This window comes from Staphylococcus sp. FSL W8-1268 (genome assembly GCF_038003965.1).
GTDB lineage: Bacteria > Bacillota > Bacilli > Staphylococcales > Staphylococcaceae > Staphylococcus > Staphylococcus hominis.
Genome location: NZ_JBBOQE010000001.1, coordinates 1,268,974 through 1,293,105, shown reverse-complemented (window position 1 = coordinate 1,293,105; position 24,132 = coordinate 1,268,974). Strand labels below are relative to the sequence as shown.

The following is a 24,132-nucleotide window of genomic DNA, read 5'->3' as shown; positions in this document are numbered from 1 at the left end:
TCCTCCTAAAATTAAAATGTGTCTTCAATTTTAGGTACAAGATCATCCCAATTGGCATATTCCTCTTTATCTACTGAAATAAAATCCATGACATAAAAAACTGACTTTACTCCTTCGATATCAAATAATCGATTAATAAAATCAGGTTGCCCATCTTGAGCAGATGTATACGTATTTGATTGATTATCTTTACGTTTTTCACTTAAATTAATTTTAATCGTATTATAATTTGGTGTGTCTTCAATTGACTTTATATGCATAAAATTCCCTCCTATTGAAGTTCATTGCCTAATTGCTTAATTTGCTTACCTATTGAACATTCAGAAATACAAAAATGATGTGCTTGTGTTTTTCCTTCTGTTTTTCTAATGTGTGTTTTCAGTAAACATTTATCACAATAAGTATTCATTAATTCATCAATTTTTTCTATTGCATTTTGTTCGGAATGTGTAAGTATAACTTTCACTCCTTATACTTAATTTTATAAATATGGAGTTATTATAACTTATATGATGATCATTTTAAAATAATCGATTTTATTTTTTAATATTTATAATATGAATTGATTAATGAGTATTGAATTTGAATTACTTTTACTATAAAATATTAAAGTTGCTTAGCGGTTTCTAAACACCCGCATTATCAAAATTTAGGAGGATAAATGATGTATAATGAATTTTTTGGCATTGCTACTTTTTTTGTAACATTTATTGTAATGGTTTTAATGTATCGTTGTTTTGGTAAACAAGGTCTTATCGCTTGGGTAGCTATCGGTACAATTATTGCTAATATCCAAGTCATCAAAACGATTGATATTTTTGGTATCTCAGCAACTCTAGGTAATGTAATGTTTGCCTCTATCTACCTAGCTACAGATATTTTAAATGATATTTATGGACGAAAAGTTGCTAAACGTGCTGTATGGTTAGGCTTCTCATCAACTCTTGTTATGATAATTGTAATGCAAATGTCATTACATTTTATACCCGCACCAGAAGATATATCTCAAAAAGCATTATCTACGATTTTTGATTTAGTGCCGAGAATTGCTTTAGGTTCAATTATTGCTTATATTATAGGGCAACATGTAGATGTGTTCATCTTTTCAATGATAAAAAAAGTTTTCCAATCAGATAAAACATTTTTTATTAGAGCTTATGGAAGTACGGTATTAAGTTCAATTATTGATACTGCATTATTTGTAACTATCGCATTTATCGGTACATTGCCTGCAAGTGTTGTATTTGAAATCTTTATTACTACGTATGTTTTAAAATTAGTCTCAACGATTTTCAATGTTCCATTTGGTTATATTGCGAAGTCATTCTATCGAAATGGAAAAATTCAAAAATTAGACGAAGGTTATTAAAACAATCATACATGCATATTGTTTAGGTTTACTAAGCAATATGCTATTTTTAAATAGACAAATAGTGTTTAATTAATGCTTAAACTAGAGGTGTTTTTAATGGCTAAAATATTTTTTGATGCTGCGACGAGTGGCAATCCGGGACGTAGTACGTGTGGGATAGTAATTAAAGAAAATGATATTAAATATACTTATACACATGATTTAGGAGAATTGGACAACCATAGTGCTGAATGGTCTGCATTCATTCATGCATTAGAGCATGCTCGTGAATTAAATGTTTCAAATGCTTTATTGCATACAGATTCTAAATTGATAGAAGATAGCGTGAATCAAGGTTATGTAAAAAATGCGCTTTTCAAACCATTTTTTGAAAATATGGAGATTTTAGAAGCAAGTTTTGATTTGCTATTTGTAAAATGGGTTCCAAGAGATAAAAATAAAGAAGCAAATCAATTAGCACAACAAGCTCTATACAAATTAATTAAGAATAAACAATAATAATGTAAAAAAGAAGATAAAAGAATTTATGTTGAATTCTTTTATCTTCTTTTTTTATCTGTTTTACATTAAAATTTTTGAAGCAAGATATTTACCAGAGACATAAAGTTCGTGTTCATTACAAATTGAAAGAATATGATTCAATGAATGTGTATACTTCATTTCTTCATATAATGCAGTTGTATCAATAGGCACATCTGTATAGATTTTCGCTAATTGTTTGGATAGAATCAAATTTTCTTTATCAATTGCAATTTTTTTCTGTTGATTAGGTGTAAGTGATTCGATATTGTCTAGTACGTTTTCAACGCTACCATAAGATTGTATTAATTTAATGGCGGTTTTTTCTCCAATACCTTTAACACCAGGATACCCATCTGCTGAATCTCCCATAAATGCTTTAATATCAATAAGTTGAAGTGGATGTAATGCATACTCTTCATTAAAACGATTAAGAGTATAATGATGATAAATATTAAAACCTTTTCTGATTAACCAGACTTCTACTTGTTCATTGATACATTGTAAAATATCTCTATCTCCAGTTACAATATGTACTTCATTATCTTTTGAATATATTTTAGCGAGTGTTCCTATGACATCGTCTGCCTCATAATTTGCAACACCGATATTCACAAAACCAAATTGTTCTGAAATGTCTTTTACGTAATCGAATTGAGGTATCAATTCATCTGGTGGTGCAGGTCTATTTTGTTTATAAGAAGTATACATATCATTTCTAAAGGTCGCTTGCCCCATATCCCAACATATCGCGACATGACTTGGTTTAATATCCTTAATTGCCGTAAAAATATGTCTAACAAAACCCTGAATCCCATTGGTTGGAATGCCTTTAGAATTATACATAAATTGTTTGTGTAGACTTGTAGCATAAAAATGTCTAAATAAGAGCGCCATTCCATCTACAAGTAAGACACGTTGAGTCATATATTAATCCTTCTTTCTAATTTAAAAGTGGGTCCAATTGTTGATTTACTGTTTCTAATTGTTTAATGAGTGAATCATCGATACGTTTAGATAATAAGTCATTGATTTGTTCTAAAACATTATTATTTAACTGATTAAGTTCGATGTTCGCGTCGTGAGTTAAGTTAGAAACATAATAATCTAATTGTTGTTTTAATGCGTTTAGTGATGGTTGTAGTAGTTCTAGTGTATTTGAACAAATCATTTCTTGTAGTTCTCTTTGCGCATTTGCATTTAAAATTTTACGTTTAGACAACTGTTTAGGTAAAACTGAAAGCATCTCTTCTAAACTAATACGTAATAGTGCATCATCAGTAAACGGCGCTGTTATTTTAAAATGAGGTTGGATAAGTACATGAACTGAGTTTAATTTTTGAATTGTTGGTGCTACTTGTTGATCTAATTGAGAAGTAAAGTATGTTTTTATTCTTTCGACTAATAAAGTTTGTTCTAAATATAATCGTTGATGAACTTGATCTAAGTACATTTTCGTAGCATGTTTCTTTTCATCATTAAAATCATTATTTTGTGTCATTTGACTATTATATACTTTTTTAACCTCATCTAATAATTGAAGCTGTAATCGTTTATTTAAATGATAGATTTGTTCTTCAACTACATTTTTAGTATGTTGCTCACTTGTATGAATCATTTGGTTAGTTAATGGTGTTTTATCTTTATAAGTTTCAAGTTGTTGTTGTCGTTCTAACATACGTGTTTGATTTGTTTTAAATTCATAGATGATTTGATTAAAGTTATCGCGCATTTGCTCGATTTGATGAACCATTTGCTTCTCTAAAATCGTTTTCGATTCAGTTTCGACAAAATGATTAATACTTTCTTTTAATTTAAGAATGCCTTCATCTTTAGTCTCCAATGCACGTTTACTTGATACACCGAATAATTCAGATGGCAGATTCACTTGAGATAGAGCATCTTTTACATACTGCTCCACTGCTATTAAATCTTCATTAGTTTCAGCTAAATCTACCGCATTAATAATCATTTTAAATGTCTGTGCTTCATTTAATTGGTTAATATCTTTCATATGTTCAATAAATGCTTTGTCATTATCAGTAAATGAGTGATTAAAATAGCTCACATATAAAATTAGGTCTGAAGAAGTTAAGATTTGTTCAGTTTCATTTGTATGTCGTTGATTATTAGAATGTAACCCTAATGAATCAACGATAATTTTGTCTTTTAACCAATCTAGTGGAAGGTGTATATGAACGGTTTTAACAAATGTAGCGTATTCGTCTTCAGCACTCCATTGCTTAATTTCATGTTGTGAAATAGTATGTGTTATACCTTCTTTTAGCATATCTTGGTACATTGAAAAGTGCTTCTCTACTGATGTTATAAAAGCCAATTGATTTTTTTCTAATTGTTGTTTTAAAGACTCAATATTACTATTCATAAATTCTTCTAAAGAGTTAAAAGAAACGTTTTGATATTCAAGCAATTGATTTAATTCATTTAACAATTGCGTATTTGTTTTCAAAGTAATTTGACTATCATGACCATATGAGATTTCAGTTGTAGCTGCCGTTGTTGGATTAGGTGAGCTTACAAGATAATGATCTCCAAGTAAACCATTAATCAAGCTACTTTTTCCTGCACTAAATGTACCGAAGACACCTATTTTTACAATTTTATTATCTATACGTTGCAATGTTTCTTTGATGTCTTGCTTTGTTTTATTGAATAAAGGAACAGGCTCAATGATAGCCAGTGCTTTCTGAATATCAAAGTGATGAGTTCTCGTAGCCTTAGTTGATGTAATATCTTCGTCTAAATCATTTGTTGAAGATATGGTTGATTGATTAAGTTCATAATGTATTTCTGTTCGATCAATTAATTTATCGAGTGAGTCATTCATATGAATATAATAATGTTTATAATTTTCAGTTGTTAATGACTGTTTTAAATTCTTGAACTCAAGATACTGTTCATATAAATGTGCATCATTATTATCTATGTTAGATAATTCCGTTGCTTCAGTATGTTCAATAATATCTTTAAATAATGAATCTGATTGTTTTTCGACAACACGTGCAATTGCTTTTACAACGTCATCACTAAATGTGAGCACATAGGTATTATTAATGCTTGTTTGTACTTGATATAAATTAGAAATTAAAGTAGGTTCAATTTGATAATGTTGATTTAAAATTCGTTGATTCACTTCAGAATGATGGATAAAGCGAGTTATAAAAGATAAATCTTCACGCATGGGTTGACGAATGTGTCGATTCACTTTTTCTTGTAAACGGTCTACAACATTTTGTAAACGTTTTGCTCTCTCTTCTTTTGTTTTCTTTTTTTTATTTAGAAGACCACCCACTTTGAAGTCTAAAGCCATGCTTTCAAGATAATAACGAATATCTTCTTGCATATCATGAGGCATAATATAAGCATTATCTAATATATTTTTCCGTTTTTCTTTTAAGTACATTAATAATTGAGAAGAATGATTTAATAATTGTGCTTCTTCACTTATAGCTTGATTCTGTTGAAATTGTTTATAGGATTCTTCAAATTCGGATTCATTGATATTTAAGTCGTCAAGTATATTTTGCATATGCTCTTGAATATATGAAAGCTGAGTACGATGTATAAATTCAATGATACGTGTTACAAAATCTTCAATAGGTTCACGTAGTTTATCTTTTTCTTCTAAAAACTCTGAGAATAAATGAAGTTGATTGTTTGGATGATCAAATTTACTAACATAAAATAGTTGATCGACTTTAATATCCCAATCTTGTATAGATTGTTCTACTTTTTGTTTAAATGTATCAAAAGAAATTTCATTCTCATTATGCTTATCAATTTGATTGATAACAAAAATAATAGGTATGCCTACTTGATTCATGCGTTTCATAAATTGGAAATTGAGTGCAGACTGAACATGATTATAATCAACTGTATACACAATCATATTGCTTGTATATAAAAATTGTTCAGTAGTGGATTGGTGTGCAGAAACATTTGAATCTACTCCTGGAGTGTCTTGTAATGTAAAACCAAGATTAAACTTATTTGAAGGGAACTTTATTTCAATAGATTCCACATCCATATTTAATCGGTTCATTATTTTTACATCTTCATACGTTTTTAGCTTAACATAGTTTTGATATTCTAAATTAGCAATAATCTCTTCTTCTTTTGAAACAGAAACTATAGCCGTATTACTCGTCGTTGGTACAGGTGAACTAGGCAATATATCTTGTTCTAATAATAAATTGATTAATGTTGATTTACCAGCTGAAAAATGTCCAACAAATGATAAAGTATATTGATTTAAATATACTTTTTTAATCACTTGATTTATTGTATGTACTAATGCTTCGTTATTCGATTTTTCTATTTCTTTTTTTAGTTTGTATAATACATCTAATTGTTCATTATTTTGCATAATGCTATCCCCTTTATTTCGCTCACTCTAAAATATAAAAAAATTAAGGTTATAAAACTAAAAAGAATTATAACCTTACTTTTAGGGTGATAAAACTAAATTATCTTTAGCTGTGTTTATTAAATTTTATCATAAGAAATAATAAAAACCTATATAGAATGAATTAGTTAAACCAAGCTGGTTTATCGCCATCAGTATTTGGTTTATTTACTCCAATATTTTGTCTAGAATAAAGTTCAGGTTGTTTCGCTATACGTACTGCTAAATTGGCTACACTTCTTCTAGAAACTTCTGTTCCTTTAAAGGTATCACCTTTTTGAGTAATTTCATAATCTGATTCATTTTTAAATGTTAACCAAGCAGGACGAATGATTGTATAATCTAAGTCAGAAGCTTCAATTAAATCAGCTGCTTTACGATATTTAGTTAATTTTTCACCAAATTGTTCTTTATTAAATGTATTGAATTTATCTGGTAATTCGTCATAAATACCAGGAGCCGCCACAAATATTAAACGTTTAACATTCTTTTTGTTCATGGCATCTATAATGGCTTGTGCTTCTCTATCTAGGGATCCTGATAAACTTGCAAAAACAATATCTACTTGATCTAATGCTTTTTCTAAATCTTCAACATTTTTAGCATCACCTTCAAAGACAGTGATACGATTAGATGCGTAATCAGGAATACGATGGGCATTTCTTAAAAATAAATCAACATTAAAACTAGAATTCTCTAAGAAAATTTTAGTTGCTTCAATTGATACTTTTCCGTTAGCCCCTACAATTAGAACTGTTTGCATAACTTACTCTCCTTACTATACTGTTTAAATGTGCTGTGTTTTTAACACGCTTACTAATAACTTTACAATAGTCACTATTATAGTGCTAATAAATACATAAATTTTAAATAAATATTATCTAATTTATTAAGAAAAATTTACAAAATTAATTATTTTCAAATAAATCTTCAAATCAATTTATTTATCAATATTAGGCTTTTTTCCCCAGTATTGATAATACGTGCATTCGATATAACCATTAAAAAGTTTTCGACGTTTTGTTGCTTTACGATCAACTAAATACTCAAATTCTTTATTACTTGTAAGAATATATGTTGATAAATACGGGTGTTGTTTCATTAGTTTACCTACATATCGATACATTTCTTCTACTTCATCTCTATCTCCAATACGTTCGCCGTATGGTGGGTTACCAACTAACGCTACAGGCCCTTCTTGGCCGATAGTTAATGTATTAACATCCTTAACACTAAATTGAATAATATCACCTAGGCCTACTTCTTCAGCATTACGTTTAGCAATTTCAACCATTTCTGGATCTATATCAGACGCATACACTTGAATATCTTTATCATAGTCAGCTTGTTGATCAGCTTCATCACGCATGACGTCATAAATATTAGGAGGCATGATATTCCATTCCTCTGATACAAATTCTCTATTAAAACCTGGCGCAATATTTTGAGCAATTAAACATGCTTCAATAGCAATTGTTCCAGAACCACAGAATGGATCAATAAAGGGTGTATCACCTTTCCAATTGGCTAAACGTACTAAGCTAGCTGCTAATGTTTCTTTAATAGGTGCTTCACCTTGTGCAATACGGTACCCTCTACGATTTAGCCCTGAACCTGACGTATCAATGGTAAGTAGGACATTATCTTTAAGAATGGCTACTTCAACAGGATATTTCGCACCACTTTCATTTAACCATCCTTTTTCATTATAAGCTTTTTTAAGACGTTCAACGATAGCTTTTTTAGTAATGGCTTGACAATCAGGAACGCTATGAAGTGTAGATTTTACACTACGACCTTGGACAGGAAATTGCCCCTCTTTATCGATAATTGTTTCCCAAGGTAATGCTTTTGTCTTTTCAAAAAGTTCATCGAATGTTTTAGCATTGAAGCGACCTACTACTATTTTTAATCGATCAGCTGTACGTAGCCATAAATTACATTTTACAATGGCATTAGCATCACCTTCAAAGAAAATACGTCCATTTTCAACTTGAGTATCATAACCAAGTTCTTGTATTTCTTTAGCAACTACGGCTTCAAGACCCATTGGACACACTGCTAATAATTGATACATTATTTCATCTCCTTTGTCTCATATCATATTAGTATATTAACAAATATTAAAATAATTATGTATACAATATAAAAAAAGCTCTCCATAAAAAGGGAGAGCTAAACTAGTCCGTGATATCTCTATAAGCCATGTTCTGTACCATTGTACTCATAACGTACACTAGTTGTACTGGTACTTTGGTGGTAACCATCTGTCTACAAATCTTTACTATGCGAGTAAAGATGTCTCGTTTATACGTTGAATTCCGCTAAACAAGTGCTCCTACCAAATTTGGATTGCTCACTCGAGGGGTTTACCGCGTTCCACCTTTTATATTTCTATAAAAGCTACGTCACTGTGGCACTTTCAAACTATTTTAACCGTATCAATTAATGACTTAGGTTATTTCATTGCCGTCAAATTAATGCCTTGACTTATTGTTTCATCAAGCACGAACACTACAATCATCTCAGATTGTGTGAGCATGGACTTTCCTCTATATTTCTATAGCGATTACCCAAAATATCACTTGTGTGAGTATAACATAATTTTAAAATATTTAATAGAATTTTAAATAGATAAATAATTAGCTATCAAAATCCAACATAATAGCAATCAAACATGCTTCGTAACAAGCTTATATCTTTAAGATACCAATGTATTATTTACCAAAAACAGCTTTTTCAAGATTAGAAATTCTTTTTAAAATATCTACGTTATTATTCGCTGATTTCGAATTACTTGAAGCAAATGACTTATTATCAGAAGGACGTGAAGTTGCAACTCTGATTCTCAATTCTTCAACTTCTTTTTTAAGTTTATTATTTTCTTCAGATAGTCTGACTACTTCATTATTCATATCAGCCATTTTCTGATAATCAGTAATGATATCATCTAAAAAAGCATCGACTTCTTCACGACGATAGCCGCGAGCCATCGTTTTTTCAAAGTCTTTTTCATAGATATCTTTTGCTGAAAGCTTTAAAGAAACATCTGCCATTAATTTCCACCTCATTCAAAACTTTGGTCTTGTTGCCATTGTAAATCGTTAATAAAGTCAGTAAGTTCATCAAATGTCACAATATCACAATTATAAGTCGTTTTTTCCATAAAATCAACTAACATCCTCTTAAAATATTTTGGACTTCCTTCTTGTTCATCATCATAAATTAATAACGTCATATCTGTATGATCTAATATGAATTGATCTGTTTGTTTAAATTGAAAAGGTCCTTGATATTCAGAATGAAATACACTATCTAGAAATTGTGCATTACTAGCAATAGATTCATACTTTGCTATATTGTGTTCATTCCACTTGGAGGTATGACCATAAAATGGTGTGATAATACCTAATTTTAACTCAGGATGTGTGTCTTGCAATTTTAATACTACTTCAGCTGCCCATAATTCAATACCAATTTGTCCTTGAATAAGTACCCATTCTAGCCCTTCGTCAATATACTGTAATAATTTATGTTCTATAAATTGTTTAAGATAATCCACTTCTTTCATATCATCTTTAAATATATTTAATTCAAATGATTTATATCCAGTCACATATACTGTTTTCAATGCATTGATTCCTCTTTATCTTTGATATATTTAAACAAATTGGTAAGATCATAATTAACGGACTTCAATTTTTCATTAAATAACTTCTTACTTGTTTTATTGTAGTGACACTCTACAGATAATTCCTTAATATGTTTAACTAACATTTCTAATTTTTCTTTATTCATATAAGGAAATTGGATTAGTTCATCATCATAATGAGATAATTCTTCAGTTAAACCATCAATTTTTTTTACATAAGGAACAACATCTCGATGAAATTGCTTCTCTGACTGTGTCAATTTTATTTCATTATAGCTTGACGCCATGTACTGTAATTCTTTAAGTAGTTCATTAATTAATGTGTACATAACGATGCCTCCTATATTCTTACAATTTATTACAATTATTATAGAGTATTGTTTAGATATAAATTTTACATTATTACAAATTTTTAAACATATTGTTTTCACTGTTAAAGCACGTTAAAATAGAATAGATAATTAATGAATATATTTAATTATGTGTAGTATAATATAAATATTATGCTCATTTCATTATTATCATATTATAGTTTAATATTATTCTCTTAGACATTGAAAGTGTAATATTAAATTTGTGTGGTGAGTATGATAAATTATCCAAATGGAAAACCATTCAAACTAAATCCTACTAAGGTTGGAAGTAATCAAAGTGAGGCTTCTAGTAACATTAAATATGGTGGACGAGGTATGACTCTCGAAAAAGATATTGAGCAATCTAACAATTATTATTTTAAGCATGGTGTGGCTGTTATACATAAGAAACCTACTCCTATTCAAATTGTAAATGTTCATTATCCTAAAAGAAGTAAAGCTGTAATTAATGAAGCATACTTTCGTACACCTTCTACAACTGATTATAATGGCGTTTATCGAGGCTATTATATTGATTTTGAAGCGAAAGAAACCAAAAATAAAACGTCTTTCCCTTTAAATAATATCCATGATCATCAAGTAGAACATATGAAAAGTTGTTTTCTACAAAAAGGACTCGTCTTTTTATTGATTAGATTTAAAGTGCTTGATGAGGTATATCTATTACCTTTTTCGAAGTTTGAACCTTTTTGGGAAAGATATAAAAAGGAAATAAAAAAATCAATAACAGTTGAAGAAATCAAAAAAAATAGTTACTATATTCCTTATCAGTATCAACCTAGATTGAATTATCTCAAGGCTGTTGATAAGTTGATATTAGATGAAAGTGAGGACCGCGTATGACGGAAAATAAAGGATCTTCCCAACCAAATAAAGGCAAAAATGGGAAATCCAAATCAAAAAAGAATAAGAATGTAAAAAGAACGATTATTAAGATTATAGGCTTTTTATTCATTGCCTTTATCGTGTTACTTCTACTCGGTATACTTCTATTTGCATACTATGCTTGGAAAGCTCCAGCATTTAATGAGTCTAAATTACAAGATCCAAAGCCTGCTGAAATTTATGATAAAAACGGTGATTTGGTTAAGAAATTAGACAATGGTGCACGTAGAGAACATGTTGAATTGAAAGATGTTCCTAAAAATATGAAAAATGCCGTGTTAGCAACTGAGGATAATCGCTTCTATGAACATGGTGCTTTAGACTATAAACGTTTATTTGGTGCTATTGGTAAGAACCTAACTGGTGGTTTTGGTTCCCAAGGGGCGTCTACTTTAACACAACAAGTGGTTAAGCGTTCGTTCCTTTCAGAAAAGAAATCTATTGGACGTAAAGCGCAAGAAGCTTATCTATCTTATCGTTTAGAGCAAGAGTACAGTAAAGATGATATTTTCCAAATGTACTTAAATAAAATTTATTACTCAGATGGTGTATATGGCGTTAGGGCTGCAGCTAAATATTACTTTAATAAAAATTTAAATGAACTTAATTTAGCTGAAGAAGCCTATCTAGCTGGTTTACCACAAGTTCCTAACCTGTATAACATTTATGATAACCCGAAAGAAGCTGAAAATCGTAAAGAAACTGTTTTATACTTAATGCACTACCATCATAGAATCTCTGATAAACAGTGGAAAGAAGCTAAAGCTACTTCATTAGAAGATAATTTAGTAAAACGTACAACAAAAGAACGTCAAATATCTAATGATGATTCTAATAGTGAGTATGATTCTTACGTTAATTTTGTTAAAGCTGAATTAATAGGCAATAAACACTTTAAAAATAAAAACTATAGTGATTTAATGCAAAGTGGTATTAAGATTTATACAAATATGGATAAAAACGTTCAAAAAACGCTTCAAGATCGCATTGATAATGGTGATTACTATAAAAATGATGATCAACAAGTGGGTTCAACCATTCTTGATAGTAAAACAGGAGGCATTGTAGCCATTTCTGGTGGACGAAATTATAGAGATGTCGTTGATCGTAACGCTGCTACAGATACACACTTGACTGGTTCATCACTGAAACCATTCTTATCATACGGTCCAGCAATTGAAAATATGCAATGGGCTACAAACCACGCAATGCAAGATGAATCAAGTTATTCCATTGATGGTGGTACATTCCGTAACTATGATGGGCAAGGTCATGGTACAGTATCTGCATACGATGCATTAAGACAAAGTTTTAATATTCCTGCTTTAAAAGCTTGGCAACAAGTATCATCAAATGCAGGTAAAGATGCTCCAAAAGATTTTGCGTCTAAAGTTGGTTTAGATTATGAAATTGATTTAGGGCCATCTGAAATTTTAGGTGGCGGTGCTTCTGAATTCTCACCTACTCAATTAGCATCAGCATTCGCATCAATAGCTAATGGTGGTACTTACAATAATGCACATTCAATTCGCAAAGTTGTAACATCTGATGATGAAACTATCGAATTTGATCATACAAGTCATAAAGCGATGGAAGATTATACTGCTTACATGCTTGCAGAAATGTTAACTGGTACATTTAAACCATATGGTTCTGCTTACGGTCATGGTGTTGCTGGCGTTAATATGGGTGCTAAAACAGGTACAAGTACTTATGGCACAGAAGTTAATAATCAATATAACTTACCTGACAATGCAGCTAAAGATATTTGGATGAATGGTTTCACACCTAAATATACAATGTCAATTTGGATGGGCTTCAGCCAAATTAAACCAGGCGGTGAAGATTCATTCTTAGGACATTCTGAACAAGAATATGCACAATATCTATATAAAGATGTGATGTCAGATATTACTTCAAGTAATGATGGTGACTTCAAAAAACCTGATTCAGTTACTGGTTCAAGTGCAAGTACACTATCTGTTAAAGATCATCCAGATAATAATACAACATCAAGAAGTAAATATGATAACAAGTCTACTAGTAGTTCAGATAGTAGCTCATCAAATGATTCAAGTAATTCTAGTAGTACAGAAAGTAGTTCAAGCAATTCTACTTCTACCAGTGATAACAACTCAAATACTACATCAACAACGAACGGTAATACTACAACGAATACTGGTAATACAACTGATAACTCAGCAAATAATTCAACTACGAACAACAGTGCTAACAATAGTACCACATCAACTCAACAAAATAATAATAATGATAATACAAATAACAATAGTAGTTTATCTAACATATTTAAAGCAAACACGATTTTTAATTTTAGAAAAGCGTCGTAATAGCTTTAAAAACGACACAGTCTTTTATAAGGCTATGTCGTTTTTTTAATTAAAAAAAGTCTAGAACAACTTTGCTCTAGACTATCTTTCATATTAATTATTATTTTGATTTTTTCTTCTAATTTGATATGAAGCGTTCATTTTAATAAGCTCATTTTTTAATGTTTTCATTTGACTATACCCCATAAAGTGGTATTTTCTTTTTAACATATATTGATATCGTTCTAAAAAATTCATAGGAACAACTGGATATTGGTCTAAATGATTTAAATCAATAGACTCTATTTCATTAATTTGTTTAAAGAACAAAAGAAGCAGTTCAAAATAATCATCGATATATTGTTTTGCTAAATCAGAATTTAGTTGTCTTTTCTTAGCATAGACATCAAGTTCATTTTCTAGCGATTCAAATTGTGATTTATTAATCATTTGTTCCGACTTCCTTTTTCATTGCTTTCATGCGTTTTTGCCCTTCTCTACAATCCTCAAGTAATGGACAAATATCACATTTTGGTTTTCGAGCAATACAATGATAACGTCCAAAAAAGATAAGTTGATGATGACTTTTACTCCATCTTTCTTTTGGAATAATATCACACAAACGTTCTTCTACTTGTTTAACATTATCTTTCCACTTATTAATACCTAGACGCTTTGAAACACGTTCAACGTGTGTGTCTACTGCCAAAGAAGGCTCATCAAAAGCTACACTCATGACAACGTTCGCTGTTTTTCGTCCGACTCCAGCTAAGCTTTCTAAATCTTTATGTGTATGAGGAACTTGTCCACCGTACTGGTCGAGTAAAGATTGGCATAATTTTTTAATATTTTTTGCTTTATTACGATATAAACCTATTGATTTTATATCATTCTGCAATTCTTCTATATCTACTTTTAAATAATCTTCAGGAGTTTTATATTTTTTAAAAAGTGAACGTGTCACTTTATTAACTAAATTATCTGTACATTGCGCAGATAATAATACAGCTATTGTTAATTCAAAGGGATTATCATGTTTTAATTCACATTCTGCATCAGGAAACATATCTGCAATAACGTCAATCATTTCTAATGCTTTTTTCTTACTTACCATCTAGATTCTCTCCATTTAACCAGTCAAATTTAGGTATATGTTTTACAGTATGAGTTAATTTAGGTTTATTGAATTTTTCTCTCACTTTGTTAGATTCTTCTAAAGTTGTTACATTGTTTTTCTTCCAATTTAATAAGATACGATCAACATATTTAAAGCTTAATTTATCATGACTATATGCTTCATCTAATGCAGCACGTATTAAAGTGTAATCATGTTGGTCTACATCAATCCATTGGTTGAGCGTTTCGATTTCATATGGTGATAATGGTCTCGAAAACAACTGTTCAATATATTGAAATAATTCCTTAAAGTTTTGTTGCGTTTGATGATGTGTAGTTTCATTTTTTTCTTGAGTTAAAATATCACTTAACTTTTCGTAAAAACGATTTAAATTCATATATTCAGTAAATTTTCCTTCCTCATCTTTACTTACATGTAGTGCAAGTAAATCACGCTGAATTAAATTTTGAATAATTGATGTTATTTCTCTCGGCTCCATATTTGAACCTTTTTGCAAAAATTCTATTGAGGGTTGTTTATTAGAAACTTCAGCGGCATAAATCAACTTAATCAAAATGACTAAATCTTTTTCATTTAAACCTAATTCATTGTAATGATCGAAAAGTTCCCTTCTAACTACAACAGGACGAGTTTTAAGTTGATGTGTGTCCATGATACCCCTCTCTTTCTTATTTTAAAAAGTGGGAGTGAGACATGAATAACATCATTTAGTCTCACTCCCCATGTATGATTTATAAAACGTGATATTTTATGGATATAAACGATTTAATAAACGTGGGAATGGTGATGTTTCTCTCACGTGTTCAACGCCTGAAATCCATGCAACTGTACGTTCTAAACCTAAACCAAAACCACTGTGTGGCACACTACCATAACGACGTAAGTCTAAATAGTAGTTATAACTTTCTGTATCAAGTTGATGTTCATCGATACGTTGTTCTAATAATTCTAAATCATTGATACGTTCAGAACCACCAATAATTTCACCATAACCTTCTGGTGCAATTAAATCTGCACATAAAACTGTGTCTTCGTTGTCAGGGTTTGGCTGCATATAGAATGGTTTAATTTTAGTTGGATAGTTTGTAATAAATACTGGTAAATCATAATGATTGGCTATAGCTGTTTCATGTGGCGCACCAAAGTCTTCACCCCATTCAATGTCATCAAATCCTTCTTCTTTTAAGAACTTGATAGCATCATCATAAGAGATGCGTGGGAATGGCGCAGATACTTTTTCTAATTTACTCGTATCTCTATCTAGCGCTTTTAATTCTAATTTACAATGTTCTAATACAGATTTTACGATATGAGATACATATTGTTCTTGAACTTGTAAACTTTCTTCGTGATTTGTGAATGCCATTTCAGGTTCAATCATCCAGAACTCAATTAAATGACGTCTTGTTTTAGATTTTTCAGCTCTAAATGTTGGTCCAAATGAGAAGACACGTCCATGTGCCATAGCTGCAGCTTCCATATATAATTGACCACTTTGAGATAAAAATGCATCTTGATCAAAGTATTTAGTATGGAATAATTCACTAGTACCTTCTGGTGCACTTGCAGTTAAGATAGGCGGATCAATTTTAGTAAAGCCATTTTCATTAAAAAATTCATATGTTGCTCTAATGATTTCATTTCTAATTTTCATTACTGCATGTTGCTTTTTAGATCTTAACCATAAGTGACGATGATCCATTAAGAATTCTGTACCATGGTTTTTAGGTGTAATTGGATAATCGTGAGCTTCATGAATGACTTCAATTGATTTTACTTGCATTTCATAGCCTAAATCAGAACGATTATCTTCTGTAATCGTACCTATGACATATAGTGATGATTCTTGTGTAATGTCTTTAGCAAGTTTAAATGTTTCTTCATCGACTTCTGATTTAACGACAACGCCTTGCATAAATCCACTACCATCACGTAATTGTAAAAATGCAATTTTACCGCTTGAACGTTTATTTGTTAACCAAGCGCCAATTGTGACTTCTTGATTAATGTATTGTTTTGCTTGTTTAATTGTTGTTTTCATAATCAAACTCCTACTTTATTTTCTTTTTATACAATACTTATTTATTTTATCAAAATAGAAAGTGAACTTCTAGCACCTGAATAGTGTTCTCATTATTTAAAATAAACTATTTTTTCTATTTTTCAGTTTACTTGCCTGCATGCGGTAAAGTAATTTATTAAATTGTTGAATATCCCCTTTTTTTTGAGAATAAGATTCTAACGATTGTTCAAAAAAATGCTTATAGTTACTATTTGTTAAACGATCATCAAAGGAAACAATGAGTCCCTTATCGTCTTCGTTACGAATCAATCTACCTAGACCTTGTCTAAAACGCGTTACAGCATCAGGTAAGACATAATCTTTAAATGTAGATTCAAATTCTGAATCCATTAGCCAATGCTTTGTATTATATTTATTCATGAATGGTAATTTAGCAATCATCACACATTTAATACCATTAGATTGATAGTCAAATCCTTCAAAAAATGTTGATGTACCTAACAAAATAGCTTTATCAAAGTGATTAAATTGTTGAACGATTTTATAGTTTTGATTTTGTTGTTGGGTCAAAATAACATAATCGTCAAATATTGGTAATTCATTTAATAGCTCTTGTACCATATGCATCATTCGATAACTGGTGAAAAGTACGAGACATTTAGATTGTGTTATAGTGACGTACTCTTGAATATAGTCTACAATAGACGCTACATAATCCTCTGTATTTTTAAAATCATAAGAAACAACATCACTTGGAATATAAATATTTGTTGATTTATGATTTTGAAGTGATGACTGTACTTCATAAGTATTAAATTCTACATCTTCTTTAAACCAGTTTTTAAATGCCTCAAACGAATGGTTAAATGTAAGTGTGCCTGAAATAAATGTTAATGATTTAAATTTCTCGAGCACTTGCTTTGTTAAAATATCCCGTACTTCATAATCTTTTACAATTAGACGTATGGTCGATTTTTGATTCAAATTTTTGATAGATATGAAGGCAGTATGATTTTGTTTTAAACTTTGTTCTATATGTCTGTAATTATCGTTAATGTAAAGTAATTGTTTACGTATAGATTTGATTGTTTTATGGTTAATACCATTAAAAAATTCTAAAGTTTTATTGATTTTGTCTACAATTGCATGTAAATCTTTTAGAATACGTGTAGAATCAAAGTCGAATACATAATGATATCGATGTACATCATCATCATGTACATCTGAGTGTTGAACAATATCGAAAATATGATTAAATAGGGTTTCATTTAGTTCGTGTAAATCAGAAATATTAGATTTTAAACCAAACACGTCAATAGGTGGAATATCTAATCGTTCCAAAATACGTTGTTGCTCTAAATGATCTACTAATTTAAGAAGCTTTTCATTTTCATTTTTCCCTATTAAACCTAACTGATATTTGATATCAGAATAGTTTAATTCATTGGTCACTTGATTAAGAGCATAATCAGGTAAACGATGTGCTTCATCAATGATACAATCATCAAATAACTGATAGATTGAATTCTCTTGATCTGAATGAATAAGATGCGCATGATTAGTAATACCAATTTGAATATTTTGAGCATTACGTTTTATATAATTATAGTAATGAATATCGTGTCTTACTGGAACATAAGTTTCTAATTTTTGGTCAAAATACATTTTCTGACCACCTTTTAAATTTAACTCTTGTATATCTCCAGTATTTGTTTCTAATATCCATATAAGTAATTGCATTTTTAAAATATTCACTTCATAGTTAGCTGTATCATCTTTTAAAATTTGACTTATCAATCCTAGTGAAATATAGTCTGTTTTACTTTTAATAAGTGCAGCATTAATTTTGAAATCTAGCGCGCGATTAATACTAGGAATATCTTTTTGAAGTAATTGATGTTGAAGTAATTTCGTGTTTGTTGAAATCATTACATGTCTGCCTGTTTCAATGTTATACATCAATGCAGCTAATAAGTATGCTAATGATTTACCACTTCCTAAAGGTGCTTCAATAAGTGCCTTATCATTATGCATTAACTGCTCTAAAATAATTTCTGACAAATAGAGTTGTTGTGGGCGATAAGTAAGTTCAAGTGCTGTTGTAACTTCTAGATATAAATCTTTTAATGAACCTTTAAATTCAATTTGTGGCACTTTTAAGTCTTGTTGTTTTTTATAGATAATCTGTTCAAATTGAGCATACTGATAATCTATATCATGATTATGATGTTGTCTGACCATTTCAAATAAAATGTTAAATAAATCATATTTTAAATGCTTACTTAAATAATATAATTGTTTTAAGGTATCTATAGGTAATGACTCAAACTTTTTAAAAGCTTTAATCATTAAATAGGCCGTTGTTGTTGCATCCTCATCTGCTCGATGTGCATTTGTCAGAGGTATATTATGAGCATTTGCTAATTCACTTAATTGGTAACTTTTTTCAGTAGGAAATGCAATTTTAAATAATTCTAGGGTATCAAGCACCTTTTTAGGTTTAAAATGAATATTACTTTTTTCAAATGCTTTTTTAATGAAATTCAAATCAAAGTCAACATTGTGGGCTACAAATATACAATCTTTGAGTTGTTCATATATATCATCAGCAATTTCATGAAAATACGGTGCTTGTTCTAGCATAGTTTCTTCGATAGAAGTCAAAGCTTGGATAAATGGTGGGATTTCCAAATCAGTACGAATCATTGAATGATAAGTTCCTGATATTTTATTATCACGTACAAATGTAATACCAATTTGTATAATTTCATCATGTTCAAGTTGGTTTCCGGTTGTTTCTAAATCTACTACCGCAAAACTTGTATATGCCATATCTATCTCTCCTAATTCTATCCGTATGCTTATATATCTATATCTGCGCTTATAAGTCGTCTAGTCTGATTATCTTCATCTTTGACAATTAAAAAGCCGTCATTATTAATATCAATAGCTTCACCTATAAATTGTTCTCCATTTTCAGTAAATGTTAACTTACGATGCCAAATATTAGATGTACGAATGTATTCATCTCTAATCGTTTCAAATGAAGAGTTAAGAAATTGATGGTAACGCTTTTCAATTTCCTCAATTAAACGTTTCAAAAATTGATATCGATTGATTTCTTCTGAATGGTGCAAGCGAATGCTTGTAGCACGATGACGTATCATATCAGAAAAATCTTCTTCTTGATGGTTTAAATTAATACCAATACCACATATTATGGCCTCAACTGCATCAGCATTTGCTACCATTTCTGTTAAAAATCCACATACTTTTTTATCATTAATATAAATATCATTTGGCCATTTAATCTCTACTTTGTCTCTAGAAAATGCTTGGATAGCATCTCTAATTCCTAAAGCTATAAAAAGATTAAATTTTGGAATCATTGCAAATGAGACATTAGGTCTTAAAACAACAGACATCCATAACCCTTTTCCTTTTGAAGAAGACCAATTACGATTGAAACGACCACGACCTTTTGTTTGTTCATCACTTAAAATTAACATGGTATGCTGATTATCAACAAGACCTTGTTTAGCAATAGTTTGAGTAGATTCAACACTATCATATACTTCAATTTTGGATACTAAATGATTAGACTCTAGTACTTTATTGATAATGCCTCTATACCAACGATTTGGCGATGCATTAAGCTTATGTCCTTTATGATTAATTGAGTCAATATCACATCCATCTGCTTTTAATTGATCAATTACTTTTTTCACAGCAGCTCTCGATATATTAAGCTGATTTGCAATGTATTGACCAGAAATATATTCTGATTGATGCTCATATAACATTTTAACGACATCTTGACTATATTTTGACATTTTCATTCACCCATTTCAAAATTTCTTCTTTGTTATTTTTGATTTTATCAGTAACTATCGCACATTCTATTTCTCTCAATACATTTTTTAACCAAGGGCCACCATTTTTATTAAAATGTGCAAGTAAATCTTTTCCATTCACATCCATTTCTTTACGTTCATGTAATTGAAGGTGTTGAACGACTTGTTTAATAGAAAGAGAATTGATAATAAGTTCTGAAGCGGTAGGAATTTGATTATTTTGAAGTACAGAATAAATATTTAAAACCTTTAAGATATAATAGTCACTATAATCATAAACAAATAATTTCAAAGCATCTTTAGTAGTAATTTGAGGTAATGTTTCAATGATAGCAATATATGTATGTATATCTGATTTTTCTTTATTACTAATTTTTAATTGCTTTAAAGAAGGAAGATTATTATTTTTTATAAGTAAGATGGCTAACCATTGTTCAAATTCAAGAGGTTCATTGATGTAAACACATGTCATATCTAATTCATTAAAAAATGGAATATAATTAAAAATTTTTAAAGATAATAAATTATGATAACTCTGTTTAACATTACTTCCTAAGATTAATTTTTTAAATTCTACAACAATTCGCTCGATTGATAAATATTTAACGTCCGAACAAGTTAATTGCATTGCTTCAAAGGTTTCAGTATGAATATCAAATGTAAGTTGTGACTGAAATCTAAGGCCACGAATAATTCTTAATGCATCTTCTTTAAATCGTTCACTTGGATTCCCTACCGTACGTATCAATTTTGATTGTATATCCTTTTGACCACCAAAGTAATCAAATATTTTATAATTTTTATCCATAGCAATAGCATTGATAGTGAAATCTCTACGTTGTACATCTTCATAGAGATTTCTCACAAAATTAACTTCACTTGGACGACGGTGATCTAAATAATCACCTTCTGATCTAAATGTTGTCACTTCGTAATTTTCATTGTTGAAAACAACATTGATTGTGCCATGCTCTTTTCCAATTGGAATAGTGTGTTCAAATATATCTTCAATTTCGTCTGGCATCGCACTTGTAGTGATATCAATATCATGAATTGTACGATGCATAATGTAATCTCTGACTGCCCCGCCTACAAAATAAGCTTCGAAATGATGTTTTTCTATTTGATTTAGAATTGGCAAAGCTGTTTCAAATAATTCATTACCCATATTAATCCTCTTTTTTAATTCAACATTTTTTTATAGTAATATTCATATTGATCGACGATAAGTTCAGAACTAAATCGTTGTTTAATATCTTTAAGCATATTACTTTGTAATTTTTGATAAAGTTGCTCATCTGTTAATAATTTTAGTGCATAATGACTTGCTTGTTCACTATCTCCTACATCTACAATATAACCTGTTTCACCATGTTTGATGACTTCTTTGATACCACCAGCATTTGAACCTATAGGTACGACTCCTGTAGTCATTGCCTCTAATAGTGTAAGGCCAAAACTTTCTTTTTCACTTAACAGCAAAACTAAATCAGCCATTTGATAGAATTTACTAACTTGATCTTGTTTACCTAAAAATAATACATCATCTTCGATATGTAATGACCTTGCTATTTTACGCATATCTAAAAGTTCTGGACCATCACCTAATAAGATCAACTTGCTTGGTATATGTTTATGAACTTTAGCGAAAGTTTCTAAAATAGAGTCAATACGTTTGACTTTTCTAAAGTTTGATACATGTATAAGAACTTTTTCCTCAGGCTTTATATCGTAAAGCTCTTTATATTGATTTTCATGTTGTGTAGGAAATTCTTTTTCTCGAACAAAATTATAAATAGGAATAATCTCTTTATCTGTTTCAATAATTGACTGTGTTTGTTTAGCTAATGAATGACTGACACTAGTCACGAGGTCACTTTGTTCAATGCCAAATTTAATAGCGCCTTTAAGTGAATGATCATAGCCTAACACTGTGATATCAGTACCATGTAATGTTGTCATAATTTTTATATCTTTTCCAGACATTTGACGTGCTAAAATACCACATACAGCGTGTGGTACAGCATAATGCATATGCAAGATATCTAAATCATATTCTTTAATAACTTCAGATATTTTTGTGCTCAATGTAATATCATATGGTGGATATTGAAATACTGCATATTGATTTACTTCGACTTGATGGATAGTAATGTTAGGCAAAGGCTTACGAATTCTAAAAGGAATATTTGACGTAATAAAGTGAACTTCATGTCCCCTTTCTGCCATTTTTATACCTAATTCAGTTGCTATGATACCTGAGCCACCCATTGACGGATAACATGTAATACCTATTTTCATAAAATAACCCCCTTTCTATCCATTATTTACGTTCAAATCGATTTTTATCTCTAGTATTAAATTTATCCATTGTATCATTAAAACTTTCTGTCATATCAATACCAAGTGAATTAGCAATGCAAAGTAAAACAAATAAATTATCTCCTAATTCAGCTTTAACAGAGTTTTCTTCTTCCGTTGGTTTCTTTTGCTTTTCACCGTAATAATGATTGATTTCTCTTGCAAGTTCGCCCACTTCTTCTGTTAGACGGGCTAAATTAGCTAATGGAGAAAAATAACCCGCTTTAAATTGACTAATATAGTCATCTACTTCTTTTTGCATTTGATTTAAAGATTTCATCATCATTCTCCTTTTTTCCGTTTCTTTCTAAGTATATCTCAAATTAGTTGTTAATGCATTTTATCAATTCTATTCTATGAGATATAAAAAAAGAGCGAAACAGAATTCATTTTTGAATTCATATTTCGCTCGATATAACTCCTTGAAAATCTTAAATGTTGTTACACAAGATTTAAGATTAAGTTAGTTTATAAAGGTAGTTTAGTTATCACTTGCACGTGCCAGTAAAATAATTCTAACAAGTTCGGCTACAGCTGTAGCTGTTGCTGCTACATAAGTCATAGCTGCTGCTGATAATACCTTTCTCGCATGTTTATATTCTTTTTCATTCACAATATTAAGTGCAGTAATTTGTTTCATCGCTCTTGAGCTTGCATCAAATTCAACTGGTAATGTCACGATTGAGAATAAAACTGCTAATGACATTAACCCAGCACCAATCCATAATGCAGTTGAGCCAAAAGCACTACCTAATGCTGTTAAAAAGATACCAGCCATAATAATGATATAGCTTAATGAACTACCAATATTTGCTAAAGGTACTAAAGCAGTTCTAAAACGTAAAAACGCATAACCTTGTTGGTGTTGAATAGCGTGTCCAACTTCGTGTGCCGCAATAGCTGTACCAGCTACTGAAGGACGATCAAAGTTTGCAGGAGATAAACAAACTACTTTCTTATTTGGATCATAGTGGTCTGTTAAAAAGCCTTCGCCCTTAACTACATCTACATCGTAAATTCCATTAGCATGAAGAATTTCTTCTGCTACTTCACGACCCGTCTTACCACTTGTTGATCTTACCTGTGAATATTTTTCATAATTTGATTTTACTTTGTGTTGAGCCCACATTGGAATGAGCATAATAATGACGATATATATAATATAAGACACTATAGACAATCAATTTCACTCTCCTTTAAT

General features: G+C 30.2%; 23 protein-coding genes and 1 other RNA gene. 4 read left to right on the top strand and 20 right to left on the bottom strand.

Annotation, left to right across the window (positions count from 1 at the left end):
* Window positions 1-11: 11 nt before the first annotated feature.
* Together NST64_RS06635 and NST64_RS06630 are read right to left on the bottom strand one after the other, a co-directional pair.
* On the bottom strand, window positions 12-260 hold the full coding sequence (locus tag NST64_RS06635; protein ID WP_002449746.1) for a NifU N-terminal domain-containing protein: 249 nt from the start codon (window positions 258-260) through the stop codon (window positions 12-14).
* Between the two features lie 11 nt (window positions 261-271).
* Window positions 272-466 carry a zinc-finger domain-containing protein gene (locus NST64_RS06630; protein ID WP_002449911.1) on the bottom strand — a complete coding sequence of 65 codons (195 nt, stop codon included), beginning with the start codon at window positions 464-466 and terminating at the stop codon, window positions 272-274.
* A 198-nt stretch (window positions 467-664) separates the two neighbouring features.
* Here NST64_RS06630 and NST64_RS06625 point away from each other — a divergent pair, with 198 nt between their 5' ends.
* Both NST64_RS06625 and NST64_RS06620 read left to right on the top strand, forming a co-directional pair.
* Window positions 665-1,369, top strand: a complete 705-nt coding sequence (locus NST64_RS06625; RefSeq protein WP_271436636.1) for a queuosine precursor transporter — start codon at window positions 665-667, stop codon at window positions 1,367-1,369.
* A 99-nt stretch (window positions 1,370-1,468) separates the two neighbouring features.
* Complete coding sequence (locus tag NST64_RS06620; RefSeq protein ID WP_107632314.1) at window positions 1,469-1,870, top strand: ribonuclease HI family protein; 402 nt, start codon at window positions 1,469-1,471, stop codon at window positions 1,868-1,870.
* Window positions 1,871-1,933: 63 nt separating this feature from the next.
* Here the strand turns inward: NST64_RS06620 and NST64_RS06615 are convergent, their stop codons facing one another.
* The 8 genes from NST64_RS06615 to NST64_RS06580 all read right to left on the bottom strand — a co-directional run bounded on the left by NST64_RS06615 (window position 1,934) and on the right by NST64_RS06580 (window position 10,298).
* Window positions 1,934-2,818, bottom strand: a complete 885-nt coding sequence (locus NST64_RS06615) for a 5'-3' exonuclease (protein WP_002449873.1) — start codon at window positions 2,816-2,818, stop codon at window positions 1,934-1,936.
* Between the two features lie 16 nt (window positions 2,819-2,834).
* Window positions 2,835-6,278, bottom strand: a complete 3,444-nt coding sequence (locus NST64_RS06610; RefSeq protein ID WP_340731105.1) for a dynamin family protein — start codon at window positions 6,276-6,278, stop codon at window positions 2,835-2,837.
* Between the two features lie 163 nt (window positions 6,279-6,441).
* Window positions 6,442-7,080 carry an SDR family oxidoreductase gene (locus tag NST64_RS06605; protein ID WP_002455331.1) on the bottom strand — a complete coding sequence of 213 codons (639 nt, stop codon included), beginning with the start codon at window positions 7,078-7,080 and terminating at the stop codon, window positions 6,442-6,444.
* Window positions 7,081-7,257: 177 nt separating this feature from the next.
* The gene (locus NST64_RS06600) at window positions 7,258-8,394 is read right to left on the bottom strand and encodes a THUMP domain-containing class I SAM-dependent RNA methyltransferase (RefSeq protein ID WP_049418363.1); all 1,137 of its coding nucleotides are present in this window, start codon (window positions 8,392-8,394) and stop codon (window positions 7,258-7,260) included.
* Window positions 8,395-8,511: 117 nt separating this feature from the next.
* Window positions 8,512-8,898: RNase P RNA component class B (gene rnpB / locus NST64_RS06595), an RNA gene on the bottom strand.
* A gap of 136 nt (window positions 8,899-9,034) precedes the next feature.
* Window positions 9,035-9,373: a cell division regulator GpsB gene (gene gpsB / locus NST64_RS06590; RefSeq protein WP_002449866.1), complete on the bottom strand. Its 339-nt coding sequence runs from the start codon at window positions 9,371-9,373 to the stop codon at window positions 9,035-9,037.
* Window positions 9,374-9,384: 11 nt separating this feature from the next.
* A complete protein-coding gene (locus tag NST64_RS06585; protein WP_002449755.1) occupies window positions 9,385-9,948 on the bottom strand; it encodes a DUF1273 domain-containing protein in 564 nt (187 codons plus the stop codon).
* Window positions 9,945-10,298 carry a DUF1798 family protein gene (locus NST64_RS06580; protein ID WP_049336220.1) on the bottom strand — a complete coding sequence of 118 codons (354 nt, stop codon included), beginning with the start codon at window positions 10,296-10,298 and terminating at the stop codon, window positions 9,945-9,947. The genes NST64_RS06585 and NST64_RS06580 overlap by 4 nt, the downstream gene beginning before the upstream one ends.
* A gap of 261 nt (window positions 10,299-10,559) precedes the next feature.
* On the opposite strand from NST64_RS06580, the gene recU reads away from it, so the two are divergent.
* Window positions 10,560-11,186, top strand: a complete 627-nt coding sequence (recU, locus tag NST64_RS06575) for a Holliday junction resolvase RecU (RefSeq protein WP_037554551.1) — start codon at window positions 10,560-10,562, stop codon at window positions 11,184-11,186.
* Window positions 11,183-13,576, top strand: coding sequence for a transglycosylase domain-containing protein (locus tag NST64_RS06570; RefSeq protein WP_049418364.1), 2,394 nt, complete (start codon window positions 11,183-11,185; stop codon window positions 13,574-13,576). Before recU ends, NST64_RS06570 begins: the two co-directional genes overlap by 4 nt.
* A gap of 93 nt (window positions 13,577-13,669) precedes the next feature.
* Here the strand turns inward: NST64_RS06570 and NST64_RS06565 are convergent, their stop codons facing one another.
* The 10 genes from NST64_RS06565 to NST64_RS06520 all read right to left on the bottom strand — a co-directional run bounded on the left by NST64_RS06565 (window position 13,670) and on the right by NST64_RS06520 (window position 24,111).
* Window positions 13,670-14,005: a YpoC family protein gene (locus NST64_RS06565; protein WP_002455327.1), complete on the bottom strand. Its 336-nt coding sequence runs from the start codon at window positions 14,003-14,005 to the stop codon at window positions 13,670-13,672.
* Window positions 13,998-14,669 carry an endonuclease III gene (gene nth / locus NST64_RS06560; RefSeq protein ID WP_002455326.1) on the bottom strand — a complete coding sequence of 224 codons (672 nt, stop codon included), beginning with the start codon at window positions 14,667-14,669 and terminating at the stop codon, window positions 13,998-14,000. The genes NST64_RS06565 and nth overlap by 8 nt, the downstream gene beginning before the upstream one ends.
* Window positions 14,659-15,345: a DnaD domain-containing protein gene (locus NST64_RS06555; protein WP_002449719.1), complete on the bottom strand. Its 687-nt coding sequence runs from the start codon at window positions 15,343-15,345 to the stop codon at window positions 14,659-14,661. The genes nth and NST64_RS06555 overlap by 11 nt, the downstream gene beginning before the upstream one ends.
* Before the next feature lie 96 nt (window positions 15,346-15,441).
* On the bottom strand, window positions 15,442-16,734 hold the full coding sequence (gene asnS, locus NST64_RS06550) for an asparagine--tRNA ligase (RefSeq protein WP_070672283.1): 1,293 nt from the start codon (window positions 16,732-16,734) through the stop codon (window positions 15,442-15,444).
* Between the two features lie 96 nt (window positions 16,735-16,830).
* Entirely contained in the window at window positions 16,831-19,548 is a 2,718-nt protein-coding gene (locus NST64_RS06545; protein WP_049418369.1) for a helicase C-terminal domain-containing protein, read from the bottom strand.
* A 29-nt stretch (window positions 19,549-19,577) separates the two neighbouring features.
* Window positions 19,578-20,549, bottom strand: a complete 972-nt coding sequence (locus NST64_RS06540; RefSeq protein ID WP_002449737.1) for a biotin--[acetyl-CoA-carboxylase] ligase — start codon at window positions 20,547-20,549, stop codon at window positions 19,578-19,580.
* Window positions 20,536-21,738: a CCA tRNA nucleotidyltransferase gene (locus tag NST64_RS06535; protein ID WP_002449841.1), complete on the bottom strand. Its 1,203-nt coding sequence runs from the start codon at window positions 21,736-21,738 to the stop codon at window positions 20,536-20,538. Before NST64_RS06535 ends, NST64_RS06540 begins: the two co-directional genes overlap by 14 nt.
* A 14-nt stretch (window positions 21,739-21,752) precedes the next feature.
* On the bottom strand, window positions 21,753-22,871 hold the full coding sequence (gene bshA, locus NST64_RS06530; protein WP_340731104.1) for an N-acetyl-alpha-D-glucosaminyl L-malate synthase BshA: 1,119 nt from the start codon (window positions 22,869-22,871) through the stop codon (window positions 21,753-21,755).
* A gap of 22 nt (window positions 22,872-22,893) precedes the next feature.
* Window positions 22,894-23,211 carry a nucleotide pyrophosphohydrolase gene (locus NST64_RS06525; RefSeq protein ID WP_002449913.1) on the bottom strand — a complete coding sequence of 106 codons (318 nt, stop codon included), beginning with the start codon at window positions 23,209-23,211 and terminating at the stop codon, window positions 22,894-22,896.
* A 201-nt stretch (window positions 23,212-23,412) separates the two neighbouring features.
* Complete coding sequence (locus NST64_RS06520; RefSeq protein ID WP_002449792.1) at window positions 23,413-24,111, bottom strand: zinc metallopeptidase; 699 nt, start codon at window positions 24,109-24,111, stop codon at window positions 23,413-23,415.
* Window positions 24,112-24,132: the final 21 nt, after the last annotated feature.

Excerpts from the sequence above, each read along its gene's own strand:
- NST64_RS06635 (WP_002449746.1), bottom strand. The coding sequence starts at position 260 with ATGCATATAAAGTCAATTGAAGACACACCAAATTATAATACGATTAAA.
- NST64_RS06625 (WP_271436636.1), top strand. The coding sequence starts at position 665 with ATGTATAATGAATTTTTTGGCATTGCTACTTTTTTTGTAACATTTATT.
- NST64_RS06620 (WP_107632314.1), top strand. The coding sequence starts at position 1,469 with ATGGCTAAAATATTTTTTGATGCTGCGACGAGTGGCAATCCGGGACGT.
- NST64_RS06615 (WP_002449873.1), bottom strand. The coding sequence starts at position 2,818 with ATGACTCAACGTGTCTTACTTGTAGATGGAATGGCGCTCTTATTTAGA.
- NST64_RS06610 (WP_340731105.1), bottom strand. The coding sequence starts at position 6,278 with ATGCAAAATAATGAACAATTAGATGTATTATACAAACTAAAAAAAGAA.
- NST64_RS06605 (WP_002455331.1), bottom strand. The coding sequence starts at position 7,080 with ATGCAAACAGTTCTAATTGTAGGGGCTAACGGAAAAGTATCAATTGAA.
- NST64_RS06600 (WP_049418363.1), bottom strand. The coding sequence starts at position 8,394 with ATGTATCAATTATTAGCAGTGTGTCCAATGGGTCTTGAAGCCGTAGTT.
- gpsB (WP_002449866.1), bottom strand. The coding sequence starts at position 9,373 with ATGGCAGATGTTTCTTTAAAGCTTTCAGCAAAAGATATCTATGAAAAA.
- NST64_RS06580 (WP_049336220.1), bottom strand. The coding sequence starts at position 10,298 with ATGTACACATTAATTAATGAACTACTTAAAGAATTACAGTACATGGCG.
- NST64_RS06570 (WP_049418364.1), top strand. The coding sequence starts at position 11,183 with ATGACGGAAAATAAAGGATCTTCCCAACCAAATAAAGGCAAAAATGGG.
- NST64_RS06565 (WP_002455327.1), bottom strand. The coding sequence starts at position 14,005 with ATGATTAATAAATCACAATTTGAATCGCTAGAAAATGAACTTGATGTC.
- nth (WP_002455326.1), bottom strand. The coding sequence starts at position 14,669 with ATGGTAAGTAAGAAAAAAGCATTAGAAATGATTGACGTTATTGCAGAT.
- NST64_RS06555 (WP_002449719.1), bottom strand. The coding sequence starts at position 15,345 with ATGGACACACATCAACTTAAAACTCGTCCTGTTGTAGTTAGAAGGGAA.
- asnS (WP_070672283.1), bottom strand. The coding sequence starts at position 16,734 with ATGAAAACAACAATTAAACAAGCAAAACAATACATTAATCAAGAAGTC.
- NST64_RS06545 (WP_049418369.1), bottom strand. The coding sequence starts at position 19,548 with ATGGCATATACAAGTTTTGCGGTAGTAGATTTAGAAACAACCGGAAAC.
- NST64_RS06540 (WP_002449737.1), bottom strand. The coding sequence starts at position 20,549 with ATGTCAAAATATAGTCAAGATGTCGTTAAAATGTTATATGAGCATCAA.
- NST64_RS06535 (WP_002449841.1), bottom strand. The coding sequence starts at position 21,738 with ATGGGTAATGAATTATTTGAAACAGCTTTGCCAATTCTAAATCAAATA.
- bshA (WP_340731104.1), bottom strand. The coding sequence starts at position 22,871 with ATGAAAATAGGTATTACATGTTATCCGTCAATGGGTGGCTCAGGTATC.
- NST64_RS06525 (WP_002449913.1), bottom strand. The coding sequence starts at position 23,211 with ATGAAATCTTTAAATCAAATGCAAAAAGAAGTAGATGACTATATTAGT.